The organism is Agathobaculum butyriciproducens (assembly GCA_003096535.1).
GTDB lineage: Bacteria > Bacillota > Clostridia > Oscillospirales > Butyricicoccaceae > Agathobaculum > Agathobaculum butyriciproducens.
In genome coordinates, this window is record QEKJ01000002.1 from 1 (window position 1) to 22,052 (window position 22,052).

The following is a 22,052-nucleotide window of genomic DNA, read 5'->3' on the forward strand; positions in this document are numbered from 1 at the left end:
AACTGTCCATCATCACCTGCATATTTGCGGTGAGCAATGTCATATTCGCCGGAATAACATCAATGCGGTCGTACTTGGTGTGCTGAATAACCTCTGCCAAATCGGCATCGCGGTCGAGCATCAGATCGGCAATGCTCATGCGGTCATAGCTGTGTACGCCGAAGGTCTTGGAGCAGTTTCCCTGCTTATCGTTGTCCACGACCAGTACGCGCGCATTATACTGCTGCGACAGCGCGTAGGCCATGCTGACGGTGGTCAGTGTCTTAGCAACGCCGCCTTTGAGGTTGATGATAGATACGGTTTTCATAAAATTATCCCCTTTGTTGTCGTGTGTTCCAATGGAACACATGGTTTCAGCAGTTTCCACGCTGCTGTTCCTGATTAAAAGAAAAATTAATTTAGTGTGTTTCGACCAAACGACGGTCGAGCAGTTCGTCAAAGGTGACGGGAATTTCTTTGCGGTATGGGATACCGTTCGGTACGCTCATTTCAAGGCAACAAAACGGCTGACCCTTGAAGATGCTTAAATGTATAGACACGCCATTAGGCCATTTCATCCAGAGAATATCATACTCTCTGGAGAAAAAGGTCTGGTTAAAGGGCGGAAGCGAACAAATTCGCTGCTCTTTGAGTTTTTCGGCTACCAATTCGTAAAAAGCCAGATTCCGGGCACGAATGGATAAGCTATCGGAAAGTTGATAAGGCATCAATCGTCCTCCTGTCAGTCTGCGTGTTCCATTGGAACACATTCAGTTTTGCACGATGAAATTTCTTTCGCTATGCCGCGTTCAGTCAGCTCGGCTATTGTAAATCTAAATACCCTGCGATTACGCTGATGCTTGGTATCGTCAGACGGAGCGTAATCGTACTGCGTGACGGTCAGCAGCGGTGTGCCGGGAATGAGGGTCGTAAAGTAAACCTCGTGATACGGCCAGCGGAGCCAATAAGACGTCCTGATATGCTCAAACAGAACATCGCTCATCTTGGGCAGCTCGCACCACGGCAGGTTTGCGATCTTTTCTGCGGCCAGCTTGTACAGGCTGCGCTTTGTAGCGTGTAAACGATACGGCATAAGTTTCTCTCCTTAATCGGCCTGCTCAGCGATGGCTTGCAACTTGCTTACGCACTTAGCTGCGCAACTGGGGCAAATACGATACTCCTTAATGTGCTTCTCGGTAGGCTCACCGCAGAAAATGCAAGATGGCTCATATTTTGTGATAATGACTTTCTGCCCCTCAGTGTAAATCTGCATTTTTGTGCCGGTTTCCCAGCCGAAAGTGTCGCGCAGCTCCTTAGGAAAAACAATACGTCCCAGTGCATCAAGTTTACGGATGATACCAGTATCAGTCATGGCGCGGCTCCTTACCTAATACAACGGGCGGCACGATGCGCACTGGAGGACGCCCTGCCTTTACCATCTTTGCAATTGCGGATGCACGATCAGGGTCATAAACCTTGCGTCCACCGATGTAAATGTCACCGGTGTAGCCGCGCTCCAACTCACTCTTTACTGTGTGATCATTAACACCGATGTCGGCTGCGATGTTCGCTACCTTATATCCGGCAATCCACATCTCGTAAATACGCTGACGCATTGCATCGGTAATTGCTCTTTTTACTTCGGACATTTTTGCACCTCCACTCGGATTTTTTGTAATAAAAAAACTTACCTCGAGGACTACTCCTTTGCGGTAAGTTAATTATTGCATTTTTGGCAGTGGGTTTGTCGAGCGGTATAACTCTTGCGTGAAGCGCGCAAAAGGCTTATAATAATAGCATTGCAGGCCGCACGGGCAGACGAAAAATTGCGTGTTTCCGTTCGGTGTTACAATTGTTAATATTTTGTAAAAGATGAGGTGAACGCCATGCCGCGGCTGGAGAAAACCATAGAAGCGGTCTTTGCTGACCGCGATATCATGCCCGACGAGGTGCCGCAGCTTGACCTGTATATGGATCAGGTGCTGACGCTGTTCGATCAGTGTCTATCAGGCAGCAAGCGCACGCCGGAGGACAAGCTGCTGACAAAAACCATGGTCAACAACTACGTCAAGGAAGGGCTTATGACGCCGGTGAAGGGCAAAAAATACACGCGCCAGCAGATCATGCAGCTGCTCTGCGTATACCATTTGAAGCAGACGCTGCGCTTAACCGATGTGAAGGCATTGACCGGTCGGGACGATGTGGACTTTGCGGCGTGCTACGAGCATCTGCTCGCGGACAAGAAGCGCATGCGCGAAGCCATTCCGCCGCTGCTGACCTCCCAGCTGCCCGAGACGCCGGATGACCCGGAGGAGCGGCTGTGCACATGCCTTGCGCTCAGCGAAATTGCAAATTATTTACGTCGGCTGTGCGAAAGCATGATCGACGATATCCCGCAGCAGACAGAAGGAGATTGAGATCCATGTCCATCGAAAAAGCAAAAGCGTATCTGCGTCAGTTCGGTGCAGAGGATCGCGTGATCGAATTCCCGGTGTCCAGCGCGACCGTGGAGTTGGCCGCCGAAGCTGCTCACTGCGAACCGGCACGCATCGCAAAAACGCTGTCGTTCCGCACGAATGACGGCGTGATCCTCATCGTTGCGGCAGGCGACACCAAGATCGACAACCCGAAGTACAAGGCGCGGTTCGGCTGCAAGGCGCGGATGCTCGCGTTTGAGGAGGTCGAGCCGGAGATCGGTCATGCGGTCGGCGGCGTATGCCCGTTCGGTGTGAATGGCGGCGTGACGATCTATCTCGATGAATCGCTCCGACGGTTCGAGACGGTATTTCCGGCGTGCGGCTCGTCCAACTCAGCCATCGAGGTCACCATCCCGGAACTGGAGAAATTCTCCGGTTTTAAGGCATGGGTGGACGTCTGCAAGGGCTGGAGAGAGGCGTGAGCACGGTTGCCATCGGGCAGTTCAGCGCCGGGGAGGACAAAACTGCCAATCTCAGGGAAATAGAACGCCTTGCACAAACGGCAGCGGAAAATAGAGCGAAAATGCTGTTTTTACCGGAATACAGCATGTATTACGCAAAAGTGAACGCACGGTCGAAAAATATCGAGGCCGCAGAGCGGTGTGACGGCGCGTTCATTATTGCGCTCGGTGAGCTTTGCAGGAGATACGGCCTGTGGATTGCCGCAGGCATGTACGAGCGCATGGACGGTCTGCCGTACAACACGATTGCGGTTCTTGACGACCGCGGCCGCCTGCGCGGCACGCACCGCAAGAACCGTTTGTACGATGCCTTCGGCTATCGGGAATCCGATGAGTGCCGGGCAGGGGACAAGCCGTTTTCGCCTATCGAGACACCTGTCGGAAAACTGGGCATCATTACTTGCTTCGAGCTTCGGTTTCCGGCGCTTGCCGCCGAGCAGAAGGCGCGCGGCGCCGAGACGCTGTTCGTTCCGGCGGGCTGGGTGCAGGGCGAGAACAAGCTGCTGCACTGGCGTACCCTGCTGTGCGCGCGAGCCATCGAGAACGGCCTGACCGTGCTCGGCGCAGACCAGTATGCGCCCGGAAAATTTGTCGGGCACAGCATGGCGTTTCAGCCGGACGGCACCGCGCTCGGTGAACTCGGGGAAGAACAGGATTTGCTTATCGTGAAAATAAATTGATGAAAATTAACATGCGGTGAAAGGGGAGAGCGAATGAAGGCTGCAAAGTTTTTCAGCATCTGTGAAATCGTTTGCTTTGTCGGTCTGGCGCTGTCGTATGCAGGCGAATTTCTGTGCGCTTTTGTGGCGCAAGGAACGGATAAGGACATATTTCAGATGGGATTATTCCTGTTCTGGCTGCTTATTGGGCCGTTGGCAATCTGCAATCTGATTTGCGCTGCTGTGATGTACAGGCGGCTGTCCGACCCGGCGGTGCGGCGGACGCTGTGGCGCTGCATCATTGCAATGAAGTGCATCGCGATTCCAATGTTCCTGCTGAATTTCTTTTTCGGCATGATTTACGGCATGTTTACGCTGATTTTCCCGATGACGCTGCCGGTCGTGCTCTTACAAATGCTGGTTGCCTGGTTTGCCATGATGGCCTCGTCCGGCTACTGCATTGCGCTCATCCTGCACGCGCGCAGGCAGGGCAAAATCAGCACCGGAACCGCAGTCCGGCAGGTCATTTCCCAGTTTATTTACGTTGTTGATGTGATCAGCCTGTTTTTCATTCGCAAGACGGTAAACGAATGCGAAACGGCACAATAAGTTCAAAAAAGGAGTATTATCATGCAGTTTGATCCTACATTATACGTTATTACGGACAGCACCTACCACACGACCGAGACCCTGCTCCGCGCGGTGGACGAGGCGTGCAGGGGCGGTGCAACGCTCATTCAGCTCCGCGAGAAGGACACCGGCGGACGCAGCTACCTTGAGCTGGCGCAGCAGGTCAAGTCCGTCACCGACCGCTACAGCGTGCCGCTCATCATCGACGACCGTGTAGATGTTGCCATTGCCTGCGATGCGGCCGGCGTACATGTCGGCGCGAGCGACCTGCCGGTGGCGGTCTGCCGCAGGCTGCTCGGCCCGGATAAGATCGTCGGCGCGACCGCCAAGACGGTCGAAGCAGCCGTTGCCGCGTACAACGACGGCGCGGATTACCTCGGCACCGGCGCCATTTACCCGACGACTACCCACGTTACCACCAAGGTTACGCCGGTCTCCGTGCTGAACGATGTGTGCCGCGCGGTCCCGATTCCGGTGGTTGCCATCGGCGGCCTGAACGCGGATAACATGGACGTGCTGGCTGACAGCCCCATCAAGGGCATCGCCGTGGTCTCTGCCGTTATGAAGGCGGACGATCCGTGCGCGGCTGCCGCGCATATCAAGGAAAAGTTCCTGAAAATGATGAATAAGTAAGAAAAAGCTCCGAAACAGGCGTTTCGGAGCTTTCCTTTTGCAGGTCAGTTGTTTGGCTCGATCGCGTAATCGTAGATCTCGTGTCCGCTTTCGAGCACCTTGCCGTCCACGGTGATGAGCACTGCGGTTGCGCCGCGCGCCTGCGCGAACGTGTTGACCAGTGCGTAGATCTTGAGCGTTTCACCGGCGGTGCCGGAGGCGCGGATCGCCTCGCCGAAGGCGGCATTCATGTCGAGCGTGAGCGTGCCGTTCTCGAGCGACGAGGACTGCACCTTGACGCCCTCGGGCAGCGAGCCTGCGGCGATGAGCGCGTCCACGAGCGACTGGTCGGAGTCGTCCTTCGCGTCTGCGCCGGTCGGCGTGAGCGTTTCACCCTGTTCATCCGGAACGTAGATCGTGACCGACTCCGTGCCGCTCGGATTGGGGTTTTCCGGCTGTACGGCAGGTTCATTTGTCTTGGAATCGGACGGTTTGCCGGAATTGCTGTCGTCCGGCGTTTCCGGCGTGGTCGGGTTCTCCGGCTCGGTAACAGCAGGCTTTTCCGGCTCATCGGCGGGCTTGCTGCGGACATATCCATATACACAGGCTGCGGCGACTACTGCAATGATCGCAATTACGGCTATAATAACTTTTGAGCGTTTCATTGTAAACGCCTCCTTTCTCTTACAAGCCTATTGTATCAAGCCGGACGGGAAAATACAAGGGATATACCGTTAACAAACGGCGGCTTTTTGCCCCGGTTTGGGCGGCAGTTTTTTTCAGCACCGGCTGAGCGGGGTGCCCGAACTGCGTCAGCGTGTTCGCCCCTTCCGGGCGGCAGCCTTTTGTCTGCACCGCCCCAGCGGGGTACTTGAACCGCGCACGCGGTTCACCCTATCCGGGCGGGGAGTTTTTCGCTGAACCTCAGCGGGGATTCGCCGCGCCCCGCGGCGGGGCAAGAGGGTAGACACCAAGGTTTCTACCCTCTTAACTCCCACTTCCTTTGGGGAGAGTCTGGCGCAGATTGCCGACATGTGACCGCTTCGAAATGAGGAACGGCAGAGGATTTTTTCTACCGTATGGGAGCACAGTGTGCTCCCATGTCCCGACATATTCGCAGCGTCAGATACCGTACTGCTACACATGCAGTTTCATCTAAGCAGGCGCGGCATAGCAGTGCCGCGCAACTCTTTAACGCGTTATACCGCACGGTACCTGCGGATTAGGCGTTTGGTACAATTTATCCTCGCAGACCCTGTCTATTATAACGCGCTCACGAATTGCGCGGCACGGTTATGCCGCGCCTGCGCAGAGTAGCCTGTATGTGTAGCGGTACGCTGTCTGTGAACTGCGAACAGGTTACGAAAGACACGGAAGAAAAAATCCTCTGCCGTTCCCCTTTTCGGAGCGGTCACATATAGGCAATCTGCGCCAGATTAGGAAGCAAGGGAAAGGTAGGAGTCCAAAGAGGAAGGGAAACCGCAGGTGTCCCTTCCTTTTTGCCCCCGCCGCGGGGCGCGGCACGTTCCCGCCGTCCGCAGACGGCGAATCCCTCGCTGAGGTTCAGCGAAAAACTTCCCGCCCGTTAGGGGCGAACCCGCCTGCGGCAGTTCGCGCACCCCGTTCAACCGGTGCAGAGAAAGGAGCCGCCCCGTTAGGGCGAACCCGCCTGCGGCAGTTCGTGCGCCCCGCTCAGACGGTGCAGAAAAATTTTTTCGAAAATTTTCAAAAAAGTTGACCATTCATGGTCAATTTTCACCTCCATCCGGCATAGGGTTGAAGGAGGTGACGCAATGACGAACATTGCATTCAAACAGGCACACAGCGGCAACTACCGCCGAGCCGCGCGCGGAAAGGAGGATATCCGCTATCTGGTGATTCACTTTACGGCGAACGACGGCGATACCGCGAAAAATAATGCGGATTACTTCGCTCGGGCGGAGATTTCGACCTCAGCGCACTACTTTGTGGACGAAAACGAGGTCTGGCAGTCGGTTCGCGACGCGGATATCGCATGGCACTGCGGCACGCGCGGCGTCTATTTCCACCCGTACTGCCGCAACGCGAACAGCATCGGCATTGAACTGTGCAGCCGCAAAAACGGCGAGAAATTCTACTTTATGCCCGAGACCGTGCGCCGGGCACAGGCGCTGACGCGCGAACTGATGGCGAAATATGGTATTCCGCTCGAAAATGTTGTGCGCCACTACGATGTTACGCACAAAAACTGTCCTGCGCCGTTCGTCGAGAGCGCATCCGCGTGGACAGTATTCAAGCAGGGGTTACAGAAAAAGGAGGAACCTGACATGACCGAAGCCGAGGTAAAGAAGATCATCGAGAGCACCCGCAGGACGTACAACAGCGTTTCCGCCGTTCCCGCGTGGGCGAAGCCGACTGTCGAGAAGCTGACGCGCAAGGGCTGGCTGCTTGGCGATGAGCACGGAAAGCTCGACCTGACCGAAGAGCTGCTCCGCACGCTGGTTATCAACGACCGCGCAGGAATCTACGGCGAATAAGCGCAAAAGAGGCTGTAAATTAAATTTACAGCCTCTTTTTGTTACTTTGTATTTTGATAGGTCAAACCTTTTTTTCGGATGATAAACAGCTGGATATAGTACGATGCTGCAAGGAATACCGCTGCGAATGTCCACGCGGCCGCGTCCGTGTAGAACAGACCGCGCTCACCGATGACCCTGGTCAGCAGCAGCGATGCACCCACACGGCCTGCGAACTCGGTCAGACCGGAGAGCATGGGCGCGGTCGTAAAGCCCATGCCCTGCAAGGCCGAGCGGTAGGTGTGCAGCACATAGGCGGACAGCAAAAACGTGCTCATGACAACCAGATAATCGTACGCGACCGACAGCGCCTCGGCGGCGTTGGCAGCATCCGCGGAGATGAACAGCGCGACAACGTGACGGCCGAACAGGATCATGCCCGCCGCCAGCAGCGCGGAAAAGCTGAGCGCCAGCACAAGCGTCGAGCGGACACCCATCCGCACGCGGTCAAGCCGGTTTGCGCCCCAGTTCTGGCCGGTGTAGGTCGAGGCGGCGTAGCCGAACGCGGACGCGGAGCAGTCCATCAGACCGTGCAGCTTGTTGGTCGCGGTAAAACCCGCGAGGAACACAAAGCCGCAGGTGTTGATAACCGCCTGCATGATGATGCCGCTGATGACGATGACAAAATGCTGCAGCGCAAGCGGCAGACCAAGGTGGCACAGCCGCCGGATCACACTGCTGTCCGGCTGCCAGTCCGGCTTTTCGACGGACGCAGCCGGGATTTTCCGCAGCGCAATGACGCAGTACGCGAATGCAAACAGCTGCGCGAGCAGTGTCGCGGCGGCAGCGCCCGGAATGCCCCAGCCGAAGCGGATAACGAACAGCAGATCGAGCACAATGTTCAGACATCCGGCAGTAAACATGGCAATAAGCGGACTTTTGCCGTCTCCGAGTGCGCGGAGGATCGCCGCTGCCATGTTGTACGCCATCGTGATGAGTGTGCCCGCATACATCATGGTTAAATAAATGTGCGCGCCGTCATAGATGTTCTCGGGCGTGTCCAGCAGGTGCAGCAGCCAGCCTGCCGAGGACACGAACACCACGGTCAGCAGGATGCCGACTGCCGCGCACAGCAGCACGGACATGGTGATGGCCTTGCGCAGTCCCTTCTTATCGTTTGAGCCGAAGGTCTGCGACACGAGCACGGAAAAGCCTTGCGTCATGGCCTGCACGGTCCACAGCACCAGCCAGTACAGCCAGTCGGTCGCGCCGAGTGCGGCCAGCGCCTCCACACCGACACCGCGCCCGACGATGGACGCGTCTGCGACTGTGTACAGCTGCTGACCGACATTTGTCAAAATCAGCGGTACGGCCAGTCCGAGAATGAGTTTTGTCGGACGGCCGACGGTCATATTTGTCTCTCTGCTCATACAATCTCCTTACTTTGCCAGTTCGTACATTGCCGCCGCGATGATTTCCGCGTTCTGCAGCACGCGCTCGATCTCCATGTACTCGTCCGGCTTGTGCTCGCGCACCTCATCGCCGGGGAAGATCGGGCCGAATGCGACAAGGTTCGGCATGGATTTGGCGTAGGTGCCGCCGCCGATGCTCTTGAGCTCCGCCTTCTCGCCGGTCTGCTCCTCATATACCTTGGACAGTCTGCGGATGAGTTCGCTTTCGGGCGGCATGTAAATGGCCGCCGCGTGCGTCATTTCGGTTTCGGTAAAGCCGCCGAGCGTGAAGCCGCGCGACAGACGCGGGTATACGAGATCGTATTTCAGGGTGACCGGATAGCGCACCGAGAAAACGAGCGACAGCGTTTCCTGCTCAAATTTTGCCACGCCGAGGTTGAGCGTCAGCGGGCCGGACAGCTCATCGCGCATGGCGAGACCGAGGGACTCACCGTGTACCTCCATGCCGATGCGCTCTGCCACAAATGCCATGCAGTCGCCAAGCTCGCCGGTCAGCGGCAGCTGATTGAGTGCCTGCGCCAGCCGTCCGATGGCATTTTCGCCCTGCTCCGGGGTCGAGCCGTGAACGGCAATGCCCTCGGCTTCCACGCGGATGCCGCCCGCGATCGGCGTGACGGTTACCTTGTCCGCCGAGATTTTGGCAGCCGCGTCCGCCGGACACTGCAGCTCCGCCGCCGCATACGCGGGCGAGATGTTGGAGGCGGCACCGCCCTCGAACTTTGTCAGGCGGTAATCGCCGGTCTGGTGCAGCTTTCGGCTGTAAGTGCCGTTGAGAATGCCCTTTTCGCCGTTGATGATCGGGTATTCGCCGTCCGGCGTGAAGCCGTACACCGGCAGCTCGCCGCCATGCGAAACGTACCACGACATATCGCCGCAGCCGGTTTCCTCGTTGGTGCCGAACAGCAGACGGATGCGCTTGGAGGGGGCAAATCCGGCATCCTTGAGCGCCGCCAGCGCGTAGATGGCCGCCACCATCGGGCCCTTGTCGTCCATCGTGCCGCGTCCGTAAATACGGCCGTTTTTGATCTCGCCGGAAAACGGCTCGGTCTCGGTCCAGCCGTCGCCGGCGGGCACAACGTCCAGATGACCGAGTACAGCCACCATTTCCTCGCCCTCGCTGTACTCGCACCAGCCGACACGGTCGTCCATATTGCCGGTCCGGAAGCCCAGCTTTTCGCAGAGCGCAAGCGTTTCGTGCAGCGCACGGGCAGGCTCACGGCCGAACGGCGCATGCTCCTCCGGCACGCCTTCCACGCTCGGTATGCGCACGAGCGCGGCAAGACTCTCCAGCAGTTCGTCCGCGTGCGCGCGGATGTAGGGTTTGCAGTTCATAACAAAAACCTCCTTAACGGGGTGGATTATTCATCGGATTGGGAATGGTTGAGCACAAAATGGCTCTTTTTGTATGCGATAAGTCCGTCGCGCTGCATGCGGCTCAGCTCGGCGGACAGCGCACTGCGGTCCACGCCGAGGTAGTCGGCCAGCTGCTGACGGTCGAACGGAATGTCGAACGTGTCTGAGCCGTGCTGCACCGCCTGTGCGGACAGGTACGACAGCAGCTTGCCGCGCATGGATTTCGGACTTGTGTGGAAGATTTTTCGCGTCAAAAGCAGGTTTTTCTGCGCGGTGACGTCCAAAAGATTGCGTAAAAGCACACTGTGCGCGCTGTCCTGCGCGGCAGAGGAGAGCAGTGTTTCGCTCGGCAGGAACAGCACCTCGGACGGCTCGTCCGCCACAGCAGAGACCATCATGGGCGTGCCGGGGACGCAGGCGTACGTTTCAGCGAATACCGAACCGGGCGTAATGTGATCGAGCAGCGTCTTGTGGCCCCATGCGTCGCAGCGCTCGATATTCACGCCGCCCGAGAGCAGAATACACAGCGCATGCGCGGTATCGCCGACACGGTAAATCGGCTGAAATTTGTCAAATTCACGCGTGCAGGCGTGCAGACGGCGCAAAAGCGGGGATAATTCTGCGGTTTCAATGCCGCGGAACAGACCGCAGCGTGCAAGGATAGACAGGTTCATATTTCCTCCTGTTTTGTTGTTGGGACAACATACTTTGCCTTCTCAGTATAGTAAGATATGAGCGTAAAGTCAAGCGGGACACACGAACCGCGCAGGCGGTTCGCCCGAACGGGGCGGCAGCTTTTTCAGCACCGGCTGACCGGGGTGCGCGAACTGCGTTAGCGTGTTCGCCCTGACGGGGCGGCACTCTTTTTCAGCACCGGCTGACCGGGGCATACGAACTGCGTCAGCGGGTTCGCCCCTAACGGGCGGAGAGTTTTTCGCTGAACCTCAGCGGGGGGATTCGCCGTCTGCGGACGGCGGGAACGTGCCGCGCCCCGCGGCGGGGGCAAAAAGGAAGGGACACCTGCGGTTTCCCTTCCTCTTTGAACTCCTACCTTTCCCTTGCTTCCTAATCTGGCGCAGATTACCGACATGTGACCGTTGCGAAAAGGGGTACGGCAGAGGATTTTTTCTACCGTGTCTTTCGTAACCGATTCGCAGTGTCAGATAACGTACTGCTACACAGACCGGAAAGTCTTCGCAGGCGCGACATAACAGTGTCGCGCAACTCTTTGGCACGTTGCACCGCACGGCACCTGCGAATGTAGGCGTTCGGTAGCATTTATCTTCGTAGGTGCTGTCTATCATAACGCGCTTACGAATTGCGCGGCACGGTTATGCCGCGCCTGCTGGAAGTAGCCGACCTGTGTAGCAGAACGGTATCCGACACTGCGAATATGTCGGGACACGGGCGCACACTGTGCGCCCCTACGGAAGATGAGCAGTACGCTCGTTCCTTGGCGAGTCTCAGCTCTGCAAATTTCGCCGTGCCCTCATAGGAAAGGGGTGATCCACAAGAGGGTGGAAACCTTGGTGTCTACCCTCTTGTGCCCCCGCCGGGTAGGCGGCCCCCCCGCTGGCCCCAGCGGAACCATCTCAAGACAAGAAACAGGATATATAAGGAGAAAACACTATGATTCGCAAAATTATCGAAATCGACAAAGAAAAATGCAACGGCTGCGGCCTGTGCGCCCACGCCTGCCACGAGGGCGCCATCGGCATGGTGGACGGCAAGGCCACTCTGCTCCGCGACGACTACTGCGACGGCCTCGGCAACTGCCTGCCGGTCTGCCCGACCGGTGCCATCTCGTTCGTTGAGCGCGAAGCGGCCGCTTATGACGAAGCCGCTGTGCAGGCCAATATGCAGGCAAAATCTCAGCCGCATACCGGATGCCCGGGCAGCATGGCGCGGAGCATTGAACACGCCTCGGTCAATCAGCCGGCCTCGTTCATTCCGATGCCGAGCCAGCTGCGCCAGTGGCCGGTGCAGATTAAGCTCGTGCCGGTGAATGCGCCTTATTTTGACGGCGCAAACCTGCTCATCGCGGCGGACTGCACCGCTTACGCATACGCAAACTTCCATCAGGATTTTATCCGGGGGAAGGTAACGCTCGTCGGCTGTCCCAAGCTGGATGATGTGGATTACAGCGAGAAGCTGACAGAAATCCTCCGTCAGAACAACATCAAAAGCGTAACCGTTGTCCGCATGGAGGTGCCGTGCTGCGGCGGACTGGAATACGCCGTCCGCACCGCGCTGCAGAACTGCGGCAAGCTGCTGCCGTGGCAGGTGAAGACCATTTCCATCAAGGGCGAACTGCTGGACGATTGACCGATTCCTGTCGATTTCACTGATTTGCATTTGCAATTTTCGTTCGAAACGTGTAAAATAACAAGGTAACACCACAAAGCACCGCAGTCAAATTGTGTGGTGGTGCCTTTGGAATGACACCGCGCAACGCGGTATGTAGGAGCGAAAATTCATGGCAGTCACTTTGGCAGAAATCGCTGCGCTGGCGGGCGTTTCACGCGGCACGGTGGATCGGGCACTTAACGACAGAGGACGCGTCGATCCCAAGGTTGCGGCACGCGTGCGCCGCATTGCGGCAGAGCGAGGCTACCGCCCAAACCGTGCGGGACGCATGCTGGCACGTGCGAAAAACCCGATCAGGATCGGCGTGATCGTCCAGTCGGTCGAGACCATGTTCATGCACACGGTATTTGAGGAGATCGAACGCGCATCGGCGCACTTTACCACCACCGGCGCAGAGGTGCTCGTGCGGCCGCTGGAGGGCGTCGATGCACAGCAGCAGCTGGACGTGATTGACGAGTTGCTCGAGGCAGGCGTGCAGGGCATCGCGCTTTCTCCGGCGGAGGACGAGCGGGTGCGCGCCCGTATTCAGGAGCTGTCCGAGCGCATGCCGATCGTTACCTTCAACTCGGATCTGCCGGACTCGGGCCGCCTGTGCTACGTCGGCGTGGACAATTTCGCGTGCGGACGCATGAGCGCCGGTCTGATGGACCTGCTGCTTGCCGGTCACGGGGAAGTCCTGCTGGTTGCCGGTCAGGAAAACAACTGGTCGCATCAGCAGCGTGTGGACGGCTTTCAGGCCGAGGCTGCCGCAAATTTTCCCGGTTTGAGCCTGCTGCCGCCGCAGACCTGCGGGGACGATCAGCAGCTGGCGCATGATATTGTGTGCCGCGCCGTGCAGGAGCATCCGTCGCTGCGCGGTGTGTACGTTTCGGTAAACGGTCAGCTCGGTGCGTGCGACGCGCTGCGTGAGCTGGGTTTACAGGGCAAGGTGCACCTGATCTGTCACGATTTGATTCCGGCAAATACGGAGAATGTCCGCCGCGGACTCATCGACTTCCTGATCGATCAGGATGCCGCCCTGCAGGGCGCCCGTCCGATCGAGCTGCTCATGGATTACCTGCTGGCAGGCGAAAAGCCGGAGACCGACCGCATTCTTGCGTGCATTGATATCCGCAACCGCTACAACGTGTGAGGTGCGCGATGAAAGAGGTTTTGCGGCTCGATCACGGCGTTTTGACATATTTTCCGGCATCAGCCGGACGGAATAAGCCTGCGCTCATCCTGTGCCCGGGCGGCGGCTACGAATACTGCTCCATCCGGGAGGGCGCACCGGTCGCGCGTGCGTTTGCGCGGGACGGTGTGGAAGCGTTCGTGCTCGAATACGACTGCACGGAGGTGCCGCTTGGCGTAAAGCCGCTGCACACGCTGTCCGCGTCTGTCGCCTGGGTGAGAGAACATGCGGCACAGCTCGGCATCGCGGCAGACCGCATTGCGGTCGGCGGCTTTTCGGCGGGCGCCCATCTGGCGGGACTGCTGGCGGCGACGTGGCACGACGCAGACTGGTTTCCCGAGGGCACGGATTTGCAGGCGCACCGACCGAATGCGGCGGTGCTGTGCTATCCGGTGGTCTCGGCGGGAGTGTATGCGCATCGCGGCAGCTTTGTGCGTCTGGCAGGCGAAAATGCTGCGGAACAGCAGAGGTTTTCGCTCGAAACGCTGGTTTCTGCGCACATGCCGCGCACGTTTTTGTGGCACACCCTGACGGACGCGACCGTTCCGGTCGAGAACACGCTGCTGCTCGAGGCGGCTTTGCGCCGAGAAAATATCAGCCACGAGCTGCACCTGTTCCCGCACGGCGTGCACGGACTCGCGCTCGCGGATTTGGAGACAGCCGACCCGATGAAAGGGCGCGTGCCCGACCGGCATATAAACCGCTGGCAGGCGCTCTGCGCGGAATGGCTGAAGGAGGAATAACAATGCAGATTCGACACACCCGGCCGGAGGATCTTCCGGCGATGCAGGAAATTTTCGCGGACGCGCGGGCGTTTATGCGCGAAAACGGCAATCCCGATCAGTGGGGAGACAGATTCCCGACGCGGGAAATGCTGGACAAGGATCTTGCACTGCACCGCAGCTATGTCTGCGAGGACAACGGCAAAATCGCAGCGACCTTTGCGTTTACGACCGACGGCGAGCCGACCTACCGCGTCATTCGCGGCGGCGCCTGGCTGGACGATGCGCCGTACGGCGTTGTCCACCGTATCGCGGCGGCAAAGGGCACGCACGGTGCGGCTTCGTTCTGCATGAACTGGTGCATGGAGCAGTGCGGCAACATCCGCATCGACACGCACGCGAACAACAAGCCCATGCAGGGTCTGCTGAACAAGCTCGGCTATACCTATTGCGGTGTCATTGAGCTGGAAAACGGGCGCGGAGAACGTCTGGCGTTCCAGAAACGAGTGGAAAAGTAAGTAAGAAACAGCAAACGGCATACCGGAGAGAATCTCCCGGTGTGCCGTTTTTTATTTCTGAACTTTGATAAAATTGAAGATTGACTTTAATATAATTTAATATTATAATGAAGTTACAATGAAAGGAAGTGATAGCCGTGGCAATCGAGGTAATGCCGGAGTGGCTTGCATCGCTGGACGAGGAGGACGTGTCGTTCATCAAAAAATTCGTGCTGGCGTCGGGGTCGCTCAAGGAGGTCGCGGGCATTTACGGCGTGACCTACCCGACCGTGCGCCTGCGTCTGGACCGTCTGATCCAGAAGATCAGGCTTGGCGAGCAGGCGGACGAGGAGCCGTATATCGCGCTCATCAAGCGTCTTGCGGTCAAGGACAAGCTGGATTTTGACACGGCGAAGCTGCTCATCAACGAGTACAAAAAGCTGAGAGAGGGGAATAAATCATGATGATTGCAACGGTTTCTACAATTATTTCGCTGATTTTTCTGATCGCGTTTGTCGCGGCAATGATTATTTTGCAGGTCTATCTTTCCAGACGGAAGAGCAAACTGCCGGGACTGGTACTGCCTGCCATCACGTTTTCGGGGGAGCTGTTCATCCTGCTGAACGTGGTGACGAATGTGGTGATGACCTCGGCGGCTGACAATGCGGTTGGCGGAGTGGATTCGTACAGCGTGTTCGTGACGGTGCTCAACACGGTGCTGACACTGCTCGTTATCTCCATGCCGACCATCGTGCTGCTGGTAATCTACTTCCTCTGTCGCAGAGGGATGAACCGCAAAAAGCAGATCGAGAAGATGAATATTCAGGATTTGTGAGTTTTTCGCTTACTTTAAGCGAGGGGATTCGCCGTCTGCGGACGGCGGGGATTTGCCGCGCCCCGCGGCGGGGAGTGCGCTGACGCCGCGCGGGCGTACAAGAGGGTAGACAACCTGCGGTTTTCCACCCTCTTGTAAATCTCCCCTTTTCCCTTGGAGGGCACGGTGGTGATGGGAGAACTGAGACTATAAAGGAACGGCAGAGGATTTTTTCTGCCGTAGGGGAGCACAGTGTGCTCCCATTTCTTTACCTATTCACAGTGTCAGATACCGTTCTGCTACACATATGGTTTACTCTACGCAGGGCGCGGCATAGCAGTGCCGCGCAATTCTTTAGCGCGTTATACCGCCCGGCACCTTCGAATTTAGATGTTCGGCACAATTTATCCTCGCAGGTGCTGTCTGTAATCTCCAGACTAACGAGTTGCGCGGCACTGCTATGCCGCGCTTGCGGAAATTTAACCGCCTGTGTAGCAGAACGGTATCTGACACTGCGAACAGGCTGCGAAAGACACGGTAGAAAAAATCCTCTGCCGTACCCAATTTCGGAGCGGTCACATATAGGAAATCTGCGCCAGATTAGGAAGCAAGGGAAAGGTAGGAGTTCAAAGAGGAAGGAAAACCGCAGGTGTCCCTTCCTTTTTGCCCTCCGCCGTGGGTACGGCGCCGTCCCCGCGGCGGGCGCCGCGACGCTCCCGCCGTCCGCAGACGGCGAATCCCCCCCGCTGAGGTTCAGCGAAAAACTCCCCGCCCGTCAGGGGCGAACCCGCCTGCGGCAGTTCGTGTGCCCCGCTCAGCCGGTGCAGAAAAGGAGCCGCCCGGATAGGGCGAACCCGCCTGCGGCAGTTCGTGTGCCCCGGTCAGCCGGTGCAGCAAAAGGAGCCGCCCGTCAGGGGCGAACCCGCCTGCGGCAGTTCGTGTGCCCCGGTCAGCCGGTGCAGCAAAAGGAGCTGCCCGTCAGGGTCGAACCCGCCTGCGGCAGTTCGTGTGCCCCGGTCACCTTGTGCCGAGAAAAGAAAAGCACCGCAGAATTGCTTCTACGGTGCTCAAAGTATGCACTTTTACTCAAATCGCAGCAGCGTATCGACATCCTTACGCGCCGGCGCCTGCGGGTCCTGTGCCGGATGACCGAGCGCGATGAGCGCGGCCACTTCCTGACCCTCGGGGATTTCCACGACCTTGGCAACCTCGGCGGGATCGTAAATGCCCATGATGACCGTGCCGAGACCGAGCGCGTGCGCGGCAAGGCAGAAGGTCTGCGCGGCAACGCCCGCGTCAAAGGACTGCCAGTGGGCAGCAAGCGGGGTGCTGAACGAGCCGTCGCGCTCGTAGCCCGAGCGACCCTTGATCATGGTCAGCACGACCAGTGCCGGTGCACCGTGCGTGGTCTTCTGGTTGTAGGCAAAACCGAGCATGCAGTTGTCGGCCAGCTTGTCCTTCTTTTCCTTGTCGGTCACAACGATGTAGCGCGCGATCTGCGTATTCTTCCAGCTCGGCGCAAAGGCGACAGCTTCAACGATCTGACGAACCTCGTCCTCGGTCACAGGCTGCTCGGTGAACTTGCGGATGCTTCGGCGGGTTTTGATACATTCCAGTGCTTCCATGAGAATATCTTCCTTTTTAGAGTATGTTTGACTTTATTATAGCAGAGCGAAAAAGCAAGTGCAAGTTAATTATCCGCCATTACCTTAATATAGTAGCGGCGATGGCGCGGACCGTCGAACTCGCAGAAATACACGCCCTGCCAGATGCCGAGGATGGGCTTGCCGTCCTCGATGAGCACAGTCTGGCTCGGGCCAACATAACTGCACTTGAGGTGCGCGGTCGAATTGCCCTCGGCATGCCGGAACTCGCGTCGGTCGGGAAACGCCTCGCGCAGACCGAGCAGCAGGTCGTGCTGCACATCCGGGTCAGCGTTTTCGTTGATGGTGATACCGGCGGTCGTATGCGGGCAGTACACCACGGCAAGACCGCTCTGCACGCCGCTTTCGCGGATGACTTCACGCAATCTGGCGGTGATATTGTACATGCCCTCGTGATCGGTCGAGATGGAAAATTCTCTGGTTTTCATGCTCATTCTCCTCGGCTTTCGTGCAGATAGGTCGCTTCCAGATCGGAAAGGTGCAGCTTTACGGCAAGCGGGTACTTCTCGAACGCGTGCGCGAGTGCGAAGCTGCCGCCCTTGACCGACTCGTCAAAGCCGCCCATGTGCCAGCGCACGGCGATGGCCTCCTCCGTGCGCAGCCGCATGAACCGCTCGATCAGGAACACGGATTTTTCGCCGTGACCGTACGGAAACTGGTCGTCTACTGCGTAAACCGGCACCTTTTCCCACTCACCGCGGTCGTTTTTGCGGTTGCGGAGCTCGGTCTTGTAGAAACCGGCCTTGCACAGATCGTGCAGGAGCGAAACGATGGTATAGCTTTCCAGATCGTCGGTTTCGGGATTGAAATGCTTGGAGATCAGCACGTTGTACACGTTGAGCGAGTGATCGAGCAGACCGCCCTCATACGCAGCGTGGAACCGCGTGGACGCGGGAGCAGTGAAGAAATCCGTGCCCTCGAGCCATGCAAGCAGCTTTTCCGCGCCCGGACGATGGATGTTTTTGTTGTAGGTTTCGATGAAAATCTCTTTATTTGACATGTTGTTCCTCCATTCGGGTGCGGGCAAGCCGCAGAAGCGTCTCCCGCCGATTGTCGGTCCGGCCGTCTATCACGGCATCCAGCAGGGCGTGCAGCATTTCACCGACCGGTCTGCCGCGCAGACCGAGCGCCTGTAAATCGGCTCCGTTTACGGCAAGCTGCCGCAGCGAGAAGCATTGCTCCTGCGCGAGCACGCGGTTCAGCAGCGCTTCGGTCTCAAACAGCTGCGCCACATAGTCGCGGCTGGTGCCCTGACCGACCGCATCGCCTTTTTTGATCGCCAGCAGGTCACGGAACCGCGCCTCTCCGATGCGCGACAGGCTGCGCCGCACCAGCTTTTCGTTGTCACCGAGCGGTGTGTCGTGCCGCTCGACCAGCAGGAGGATGCGTTCGGTGTCCGCGCTCGAGAACCGCAGCCGCGGCAGGAGCTCGCGCGACAGCGCAAGGCTCGCCCTGGGATGTCCCCGGAAATGCCCGATGCCTTGCTCGTCCACGGTCTTGCAGGCGGGCTTGCCGCTGTCGTGCAGCAGCATCGCCCACCGGAGCACCGGCTCGGCCGGCACCTGACCGACCGCGCGTACGGTGTGCTCCCACACATCGTACAGGTGGTGCGGATTCTGCTGCTGACAGCCCTGCATGGGCGCGAGCTCGGGCAGGGCAGAGGTGATAAGGTCGGCGTAAGTCATCAGTGTGCGCTGCACATAGCGGCCGCACAGCAGACCGGTCAGTTCCTCGCGGATGCGCTCGGCGGCAATGCAGTCCAGGCGATGCACCTGCCGCCGCATGGCAGCGGCGGTTTCCGGCTCGATGGCAAAACCCAGCTTGGACGCGAAGCGCAGTCCGCGCAGGATGCGCAGCGCGTCCTCCTGAAATCGGGTATCTGCATCACCGACCGCGCGCAGAACGCCGTTTTTGAGGTCGGTTTGCCCGCCGAACGGGTCGCACAGACCGCGTTCCGGGTGCCACGCCATCGCACCGACCGTGAAATCCCGGCGGGCCAGATCCTCACGGATGTCGGTGACAAAGCGCACGTCGTCCGGATGCCGCCCGTCCGAGTAGCCGCCCTCTGTGCGGTAGGTGGTAATCTCGAGCGGGCCGCCGTCCGTGAGCACGGTCAGCGTGCCGTGCCTGAGTCCGGTCGTGAGCACACGCGCGTCCGCGAACACGGCCTGCATCTGAGCCGGAGAGGCGGACGTACACAAGTCCCAGTCGTGCGGTTCGACTCCGCGCAGACTGTCGCGCACGCAGCCGCCGACCACCCACGCCTCAAATCCGGCGCGCTCTAATTGCCGGATGGCGTGCGCCGCGTGTTCGGGCAGCTGCATCACTTTTTGTCCTGCTTCAGTTTGTACGAGCTGCCGTCCGGATTGATAACCACCGTGTTGTCCAGCTGTGCCTTCAGGCTCTTGCGGAAATCGGCAACGTACTCCGCGCGGAGCTCCTGCTGCTCCTTCTTTTCTGCGTCGGTCAGTCCTTCGGTCTTGGCCTTTTTGGCAAGCGCGTTGATGCGTGCAATTTTTTCGTCAGTCATATCGCAAAATCTCCTTGATTATCCTTATGCTATCTTTATATTATATCAAATTTCTATTCGTAATGAAAGCCTTTTGCGGACGCTGAGCAGCCGTTTCCGGTTATACCGCTGAATCCATGCGAACGGCAGGTTCGCCAGCTGAATCGCAAGCGCAATGACCGCATACCGGATGAGCCACGCCGTCCGGTCGGCGCTCAGCAGACAAAAAACGAGCGACACCCAGCCGAGCACGCCGATCACATAATGAATCACCTCCGCACGGCAGGTGATGAACAGAAAACGGTCGAGGTATGCCGTATCCCGCCCGGATTTGAGGTGCCGCTTGTCAAATTCGGGATTAAACTGCGGCAGCCGGTCCTTCCATTTCGGCAGACCGATCTTGCGGAAAACCCGCATTTCCCAGTCGGAAACCGTGAAAAAGCGCCGGTTTGGGTCGAACCACAGTGTCTGCACATCCTTCGGCAGAGCGCACACCGCGCCAGCCGTACCGAAATGCAGTCCGAACCAGAACGCTGTATTCAGCAGAGTAATGAGCAGATCCTTCATGTGGTTTGCCTCCCTTCGTACTGCCTCTATCATACCATGATACCGCCGTTTGTTCAACCGAACCGCCTTGACCGACAGGCTTCTGCATGCTACAATAAGTGGAGATTCTTCTACGTTAAATCATAGTAAAGAGGTAGTCTATATGAAAATCGAAACAAAATGCCTGCATGAAGGCTATAAGCCGGAAAACGGCGGTCCGGGCGTCATGCCGATCGTGCAGTCCACCACTTACCGCTTTGACTCGACCGCAAAGATCGCGTCCCTGTTCGATATGCCGACAGAGTGCATCTATTCGCGCTTTGCCAACCCGACCTGCGATGCGGTAGAGAAGAAGATCGCGTCCCTCGAGGGCGGCGTCGGCGCGATGCTGACTTCCTCGGGTCAGGCGGCATCCCTGCTGTCCATCCTCAACCTGTGCTCGGCAGGCGACAGCTTCATCGCGGCCTCCACCATCTACGGCGGCACGATCAACCTGTTTGGCGTAACGCTCAAAAAGCTCGGCATCGAGTGCATCTGGGCGGACGCAGAGGCAAGCGAGGAGGAAGTGCAGAAGCTGTTCAAGCCCAACACCAAGGCTGTGTTCGGTGAGACGCTCGCCAATCCTGCTCTGACCGTGTTCGACATTGAAAAGTGGGCGAATATCGCGCACAAGAACAACGTGCCGCTCATCGTGGACAACACGTTCGCAACGCCGGTGCTGTGCCGACCGATCGAATGGGGTGCGGACATCGTCATCCACTCGACCACCAAGTACATGGACGGCCATGCCGTACAGGGCGGCGGCGTGATCGTGGACGGCGGCAAGTTTGACTGGGCGGCATCGGGCAAGTTCCCGGATTTCACCGAGCCGGACGAAAGCTACCACGGCGTAGTCTACACCCGCGAGTTCGGCGCGATGGCGTACATCATCAAGGCGCGTATGCAGCTGATGCGCGATTTCGGCTGCTACCCGGCGGCGCACTCGGCGTTTCTGCTCAACCTCGGTCTGGAGACCCTTCCGGTGCGTATGCGTCAGTACTGCGAGAACGCGCTGACCGTTGCCAAGTTCCTCGAGTCGAGCGACAAGATCGCATCCGTTCGCTATCCGGCACTGCCGGGCAACGAGCACTACGAGCGTGCGCAGAAGTACCTGCCGCTGGGCACCTCCGGCGTTATGTCCATCGACATCAAGGGCGGCCGCGCTCCGGCGATGAAGTTCATGGACAGCCTCAAGCTGGCGTGCAATGAGGTTCATGTTGCCGACATCCGCACCTGCGTGCTGCATCCGGCGTCCGAAACCCACCGTCAGCTGACCGATGAGCAGCTGGTTGCCGCAGGCATTGAGCCGGGCATGGTTCGCATTTCGGTCGGTCTGGAGAATGTTGAGGACATTATCGCTGACCTCAAGCAGGCGCTCGACACCCTCGATTAAGACGATTTCATCGTCTTAATCGAAGAGAACGTACCGAACACGTTCGGATACGTCCCATACGAACATCGGCGCGTCGCACGGCGGCACACCGATGTTCTTTCTTGTATAAAAAGTCAGGCGCATGTCCTGACTTTTTATGAATTTCTGCGAAATTCTATTAAATGCGCGCTACGCGCAAAAAGAAAGGTTAAA

The 22,052-nt window shown here is 58.1% G+C and carries 28 protein-coding genes; 13 read left to right on the plus strand and 15 right to left on the minus strand.

The features are described from left to right. From C7386_RS02620 to C7386_RS02640, 5 genes are all read right to left on the minus strand, one after another. Nucleotides 1-307 (minus strand): ParA family protein (locus C7386_RS02620; RefSeq protein WP_165815439.1); only part of this gene is annotated, 307 nt, incomplete at its 3' end. Between the two features lie 91 nt (nucleotides 308-398). Next, nucleotides 399-707: a hypothetical protein gene (locus C7386_RS02625; RefSeq protein WP_116704779.1), complete on the minus strand. Its 309-nt coding sequence runs from the start codon at nucleotides 705-707 to the stop codon at nucleotides 399-401. Between the two features lie 14 nt (nucleotides 708-721). Further along, nucleotides 722-1,072 (minus strand): hypothetical protein, encoded by a 351-nt coding sequence (locus C7386_RS02630; RefSeq protein ID WP_116704780.1) that lies wholly within the window; start codon nucleotides 1,070-1,072, stop codon nucleotides 722-724. Between the two features lie 12 nt (nucleotides 1,073-1,084). Next, nucleotides 1,085-1,351 carry an AbrB/MazE/SpoVT family DNA-binding domain-containing protein gene (locus C7386_RS02635; protein WP_116704781.1) on the minus strand — a complete coding sequence of 89 codons (267 nt, stop codon included), beginning with the start codon at nucleotides 1,349-1,351 and terminating at the stop codon, nucleotides 1,085-1,087. Beyond that, nucleotides 1,344-1,628 carry a hypothetical protein gene (locus C7386_RS02640; RefSeq protein ID WP_116704782.1) on the minus strand — a complete coding sequence of 95 codons (285 nt, stop codon included), beginning with the start codon at nucleotides 1,626-1,628 and terminating at the stop codon, nucleotides 1,344-1,346. The genes C7386_RS02635 and C7386_RS02640 overlap by 8 nt, the downstream gene beginning before the upstream one ends. A 237-nt stretch (nucleotides 1,629-1,865) precedes the next feature. On the opposite strand from C7386_RS02640, the gene C7386_RS02645 reads away from it, so the two are divergent. The 5 genes from C7386_RS02645 to thiE are packed head-to-tail and all read left to right on the plus strand — an operon-like array spanning nucleotide 1,866 to nucleotide 4,839. After that, the gene (locus tag C7386_RS02645) at nucleotides 1,866-2,396 is read left to right on the plus strand and encodes a DUF1836 domain-containing protein (protein WP_116704783.1); all 531 of its coding nucleotides are present in this window, start codon (nucleotides 1,866-1,868) and stop codon (nucleotides 2,394-2,396) included. A gap of 5 nt (nucleotides 2,397-2,401) precedes the next feature. Next, nucleotides 2,402-2,878 carry a YbaK/EbsC family protein gene (locus C7386_RS02650; RefSeq protein WP_116704784.1) on the plus strand — a complete coding sequence of 159 codons (477 nt, stop codon included), beginning with the start codon at nucleotides 2,402-2,404 and terminating at the stop codon, nucleotides 2,876-2,878. Continuing rightward, nucleotides 2,842-3,597 carry a nitrilase-related carbon-nitrogen hydrolase gene (locus C7386_RS02655; protein ID WP_116704785.1) on the plus strand — a complete coding sequence of 252 codons (756 nt, stop codon included), beginning with the start codon at nucleotides 2,842-2,844 and terminating at the stop codon, nucleotides 3,595-3,597. The genes C7386_RS02650 and C7386_RS02655 overlap by 37 nt, the downstream gene beginning before the upstream one ends. Nucleotides 3,598-3,630: 33 nt before the next feature. Beyond that, nucleotides 3,631-4,185: a DUF6652 family protein gene (locus C7386_RS02660; protein WP_110437333.1), complete on the plus strand. Its 555-nt coding sequence runs from the start codon at nucleotides 3,631-3,633 to the stop codon at nucleotides 4,183-4,185. Between the two features lie 21 nt (nucleotides 4,186-4,206). Continuing rightward, entirely contained in the window at nucleotides 4,207-4,839 is a 633-nt protein-coding gene (thiE, locus tag C7386_RS02665; RefSeq protein WP_110437332.1) for a thiamine phosphate synthase, read from the plus strand. Between the two features lie 44 nt (nucleotides 4,840-4,883). On the opposite strand, the gene C7386_RS02670 is transcribed toward thiE, so the two are convergent. Next, nucleotides 4,884-5,483 (minus strand): GerMN domain-containing protein, encoded by a 600-nt coding sequence (locus C7386_RS02670; protein ID WP_110437331.1) that lies wholly within the window; start codon nucleotides 5,481-5,483, stop codon nucleotides 4,884-4,886. A 1,128-nt stretch (nucleotides 5,484-6,611) separates the two neighbouring features. On the opposite strand from C7386_RS02670, the gene C7386_RS02675 reads away from it, so the two are divergent. After that, nucleotides 6,612-7,334 carry a peptidoglycan recognition protein family protein gene (locus C7386_RS02675; protein WP_110437330.1) on the plus strand — a complete coding sequence of 241 codons (723 nt, stop codon included), beginning with the start codon at nucleotides 6,612-6,614 and terminating at the stop codon, nucleotides 7,332-7,334. A gap of 41 nt (nucleotides 7,335-7,375) precedes the next feature. On the opposite strand, the gene C7386_RS02680 is transcribed toward C7386_RS02675, so the two are convergent. The 3 genes from C7386_RS02680 to C7386_RS02690 are packed head-to-tail and all read right to left on the minus strand — an operon-like array spanning nucleotide 7,376 to nucleotide 10,812. Continuing rightward, nucleotides 7,376-8,743 (minus strand): MATE family efflux transporter, encoded by a 1,368-nt coding sequence (locus C7386_RS02680; RefSeq protein WP_116704786.1) that lies wholly within the window; start codon nucleotides 8,741-8,743, stop codon nucleotides 7,376-7,378. Nucleotides 8,744-8,752: 9 nt separating this feature from the next. After that, on the minus strand, nucleotides 8,753-10,117 hold the full coding sequence (gene pepV / locus C7386_RS02685) for a dipeptidase PepV (RefSeq protein ID WP_116704787.1): 1,365 nt from the start codon (nucleotides 10,115-10,117) through the stop codon (nucleotides 8,753-8,755). Nucleotides 10,118-10,143: 26 nt separating this feature from the next. Further along, nucleotides 10,144-10,812 carry a Crp/Fnr family transcriptional regulator gene (locus C7386_RS02690; protein WP_110437327.1) on the minus strand — a complete coding sequence of 223 codons (669 nt, stop codon included), beginning with the start codon at nucleotides 10,810-10,812 and terminating at the stop codon, nucleotides 10,144-10,146. Nucleotides 10,813-11,767: 955 nt separating this feature from the next. On the opposite strand from C7386_RS02690, the gene C7386_RS02695 reads away from it, so the two are divergent. The 6 genes from C7386_RS02695 (at nucleotide 11,768) to C7386_RS02720 (ending at nucleotide 15,730) form a co-directional block, all read left to right on the plus strand. Beyond that, nucleotides 11,768-12,463: a 4Fe-4S binding protein gene (locus C7386_RS02695; protein ID WP_116704788.1), complete on the plus strand. Its 696-nt coding sequence runs from the start codon at nucleotides 11,768-11,770 to the stop codon at nucleotides 12,461-12,463. A 151-nt stretch (nucleotides 12,464-12,614) separates the two neighbouring features. Beyond that, complete coding sequence (locus C7386_RS02700) at nucleotides 12,615-13,637, plus strand: LacI family DNA-binding transcriptional regulator (protein ID WP_116704789.1); 1,023 nt, start codon at nucleotides 12,615-12,617, stop codon at nucleotides 13,635-13,637. 8 nt (nucleotides 13,638-13,645) lie between these two features. Then, nucleotides 13,646-14,419: an alpha/beta hydrolase gene (locus tag C7386_RS02705; RefSeq protein ID WP_116704790.1), complete on the plus strand. Its 774-nt coding sequence runs from the start codon at nucleotides 13,646-13,648 to the stop codon at nucleotides 14,417-14,419. Nucleotides 14,420-14,421: 2 nt separating this feature from the next. After that, complete coding sequence (locus C7386_RS02710) at nucleotides 14,422-14,916, plus strand: GNAT family N-acetyltransferase (protein WP_116704791.1); 495 nt, start codon at nucleotides 14,422-14,424, stop codon at nucleotides 14,914-14,916. A gap of 137 nt (nucleotides 14,917-15,053) precedes the next feature. Continuing rightward, nucleotides 15,054-15,359, plus strand: coding sequence for a DUF2089 family protein (locus C7386_RS02715; protein WP_116704792.1), 306 nt, complete (start codon nucleotides 15,054-15,056; stop codon nucleotides 15,357-15,359). Further along, entirely contained in the window at nucleotides 15,356-15,730 is a 375-nt protein-coding gene (locus C7386_RS02720; protein WP_116704793.1) for a hypothetical protein, read from the plus strand. The genes C7386_RS02715 and C7386_RS02720 overlap by 4 nt, the downstream gene beginning before the upstream one ends. 1,061 nt (nucleotides 15,731-16,791) lie before the next feature. Here the strand turns inward: C7386_RS02720 and C7386_RS02725 are convergent. The 6 genes from C7386_RS02725 to C7386_RS02750 form a co-directional block, all read right to left on the minus strand. Then, nucleotides 16,792-17,334, minus strand: coding sequence for a nitroreductase family protein (locus tag C7386_RS02725; protein ID WP_116704794.1), 543 nt, complete (start codon nucleotides 17,332-17,334; stop codon nucleotides 16,792-16,794). A gap of 65 nt (nucleotides 17,335-17,399) precedes the next feature. Continuing rightward, the gene (locus C7386_RS02730) at nucleotides 17,400-17,801 is read right to left on the minus strand and encodes a secondary thiamine-phosphate synthase enzyme YjbQ (RefSeq protein ID WP_110437318.1); all 402 of its coding nucleotides are present in this window, start codon (nucleotides 17,799-17,801) and stop codon (nucleotides 17,400-17,402) included. Between the two features lie 2 nt (nucleotides 17,802-17,803). Next, nucleotides 17,804-18,373 carry a hydrolase gene (locus C7386_RS02735; protein WP_110437317.1) on the minus strand — a complete coding sequence of 190 codons (570 nt, stop codon included), beginning with the start codon at nucleotides 18,371-18,373 and terminating at the stop codon, nucleotides 17,804-17,806. Then, entirely contained in the window at nucleotides 18,363-19,697 is a 1,335-nt protein-coding gene (locus C7386_RS02740; protein ID WP_116704795.1) for a CCA tRNA nucleotidyltransferase, read from the minus strand. The genes C7386_RS02735 and C7386_RS02740 overlap by 11 nt, the downstream gene beginning before the upstream one ends. After that, the gene (locus tag C7386_RS02745) at nucleotides 19,697-19,903 is read right to left on the minus strand and encodes a DUF896 domain-containing protein (RefSeq protein WP_116704796.1); all 207 of its coding nucleotides are present in this window, start codon (nucleotides 19,901-19,903) and stop codon (nucleotides 19,697-19,699) included. The genes C7386_RS02740 and C7386_RS02745 overlap by 1 nt, the downstream gene beginning before the upstream one ends. Before the next feature lie 45 nt (nucleotides 19,904-19,948). Further along, a complete protein-coding gene (locus tag C7386_RS02750) occupies nucleotides 19,949-20,449 on the minus strand; it encodes a glycosyl-4,4'-diaponeurosporenoate acyltransferase CrtO family protein (RefSeq protein ID WP_116704797.1) in 501 nt (166 codons plus the stop codon). Between the two features lie 142 nt (nucleotides 20,450-20,591). On the opposite strand from C7386_RS02750, the gene C7386_RS02755 reads away from it, so the two are divergent. Next, complete coding sequence (locus C7386_RS02755) at nucleotides 20,592-21,860, plus strand: O-acetylhomoserine aminocarboxypropyltransferase/cysteine synthase family protein (protein WP_116704798.1); 1,269 nt, start codon at nucleotides 20,592-20,594, stop codon at nucleotides 21,858-21,860. Nucleotides 21,861-22,052 lie beyond the last annotated feature (192 nt).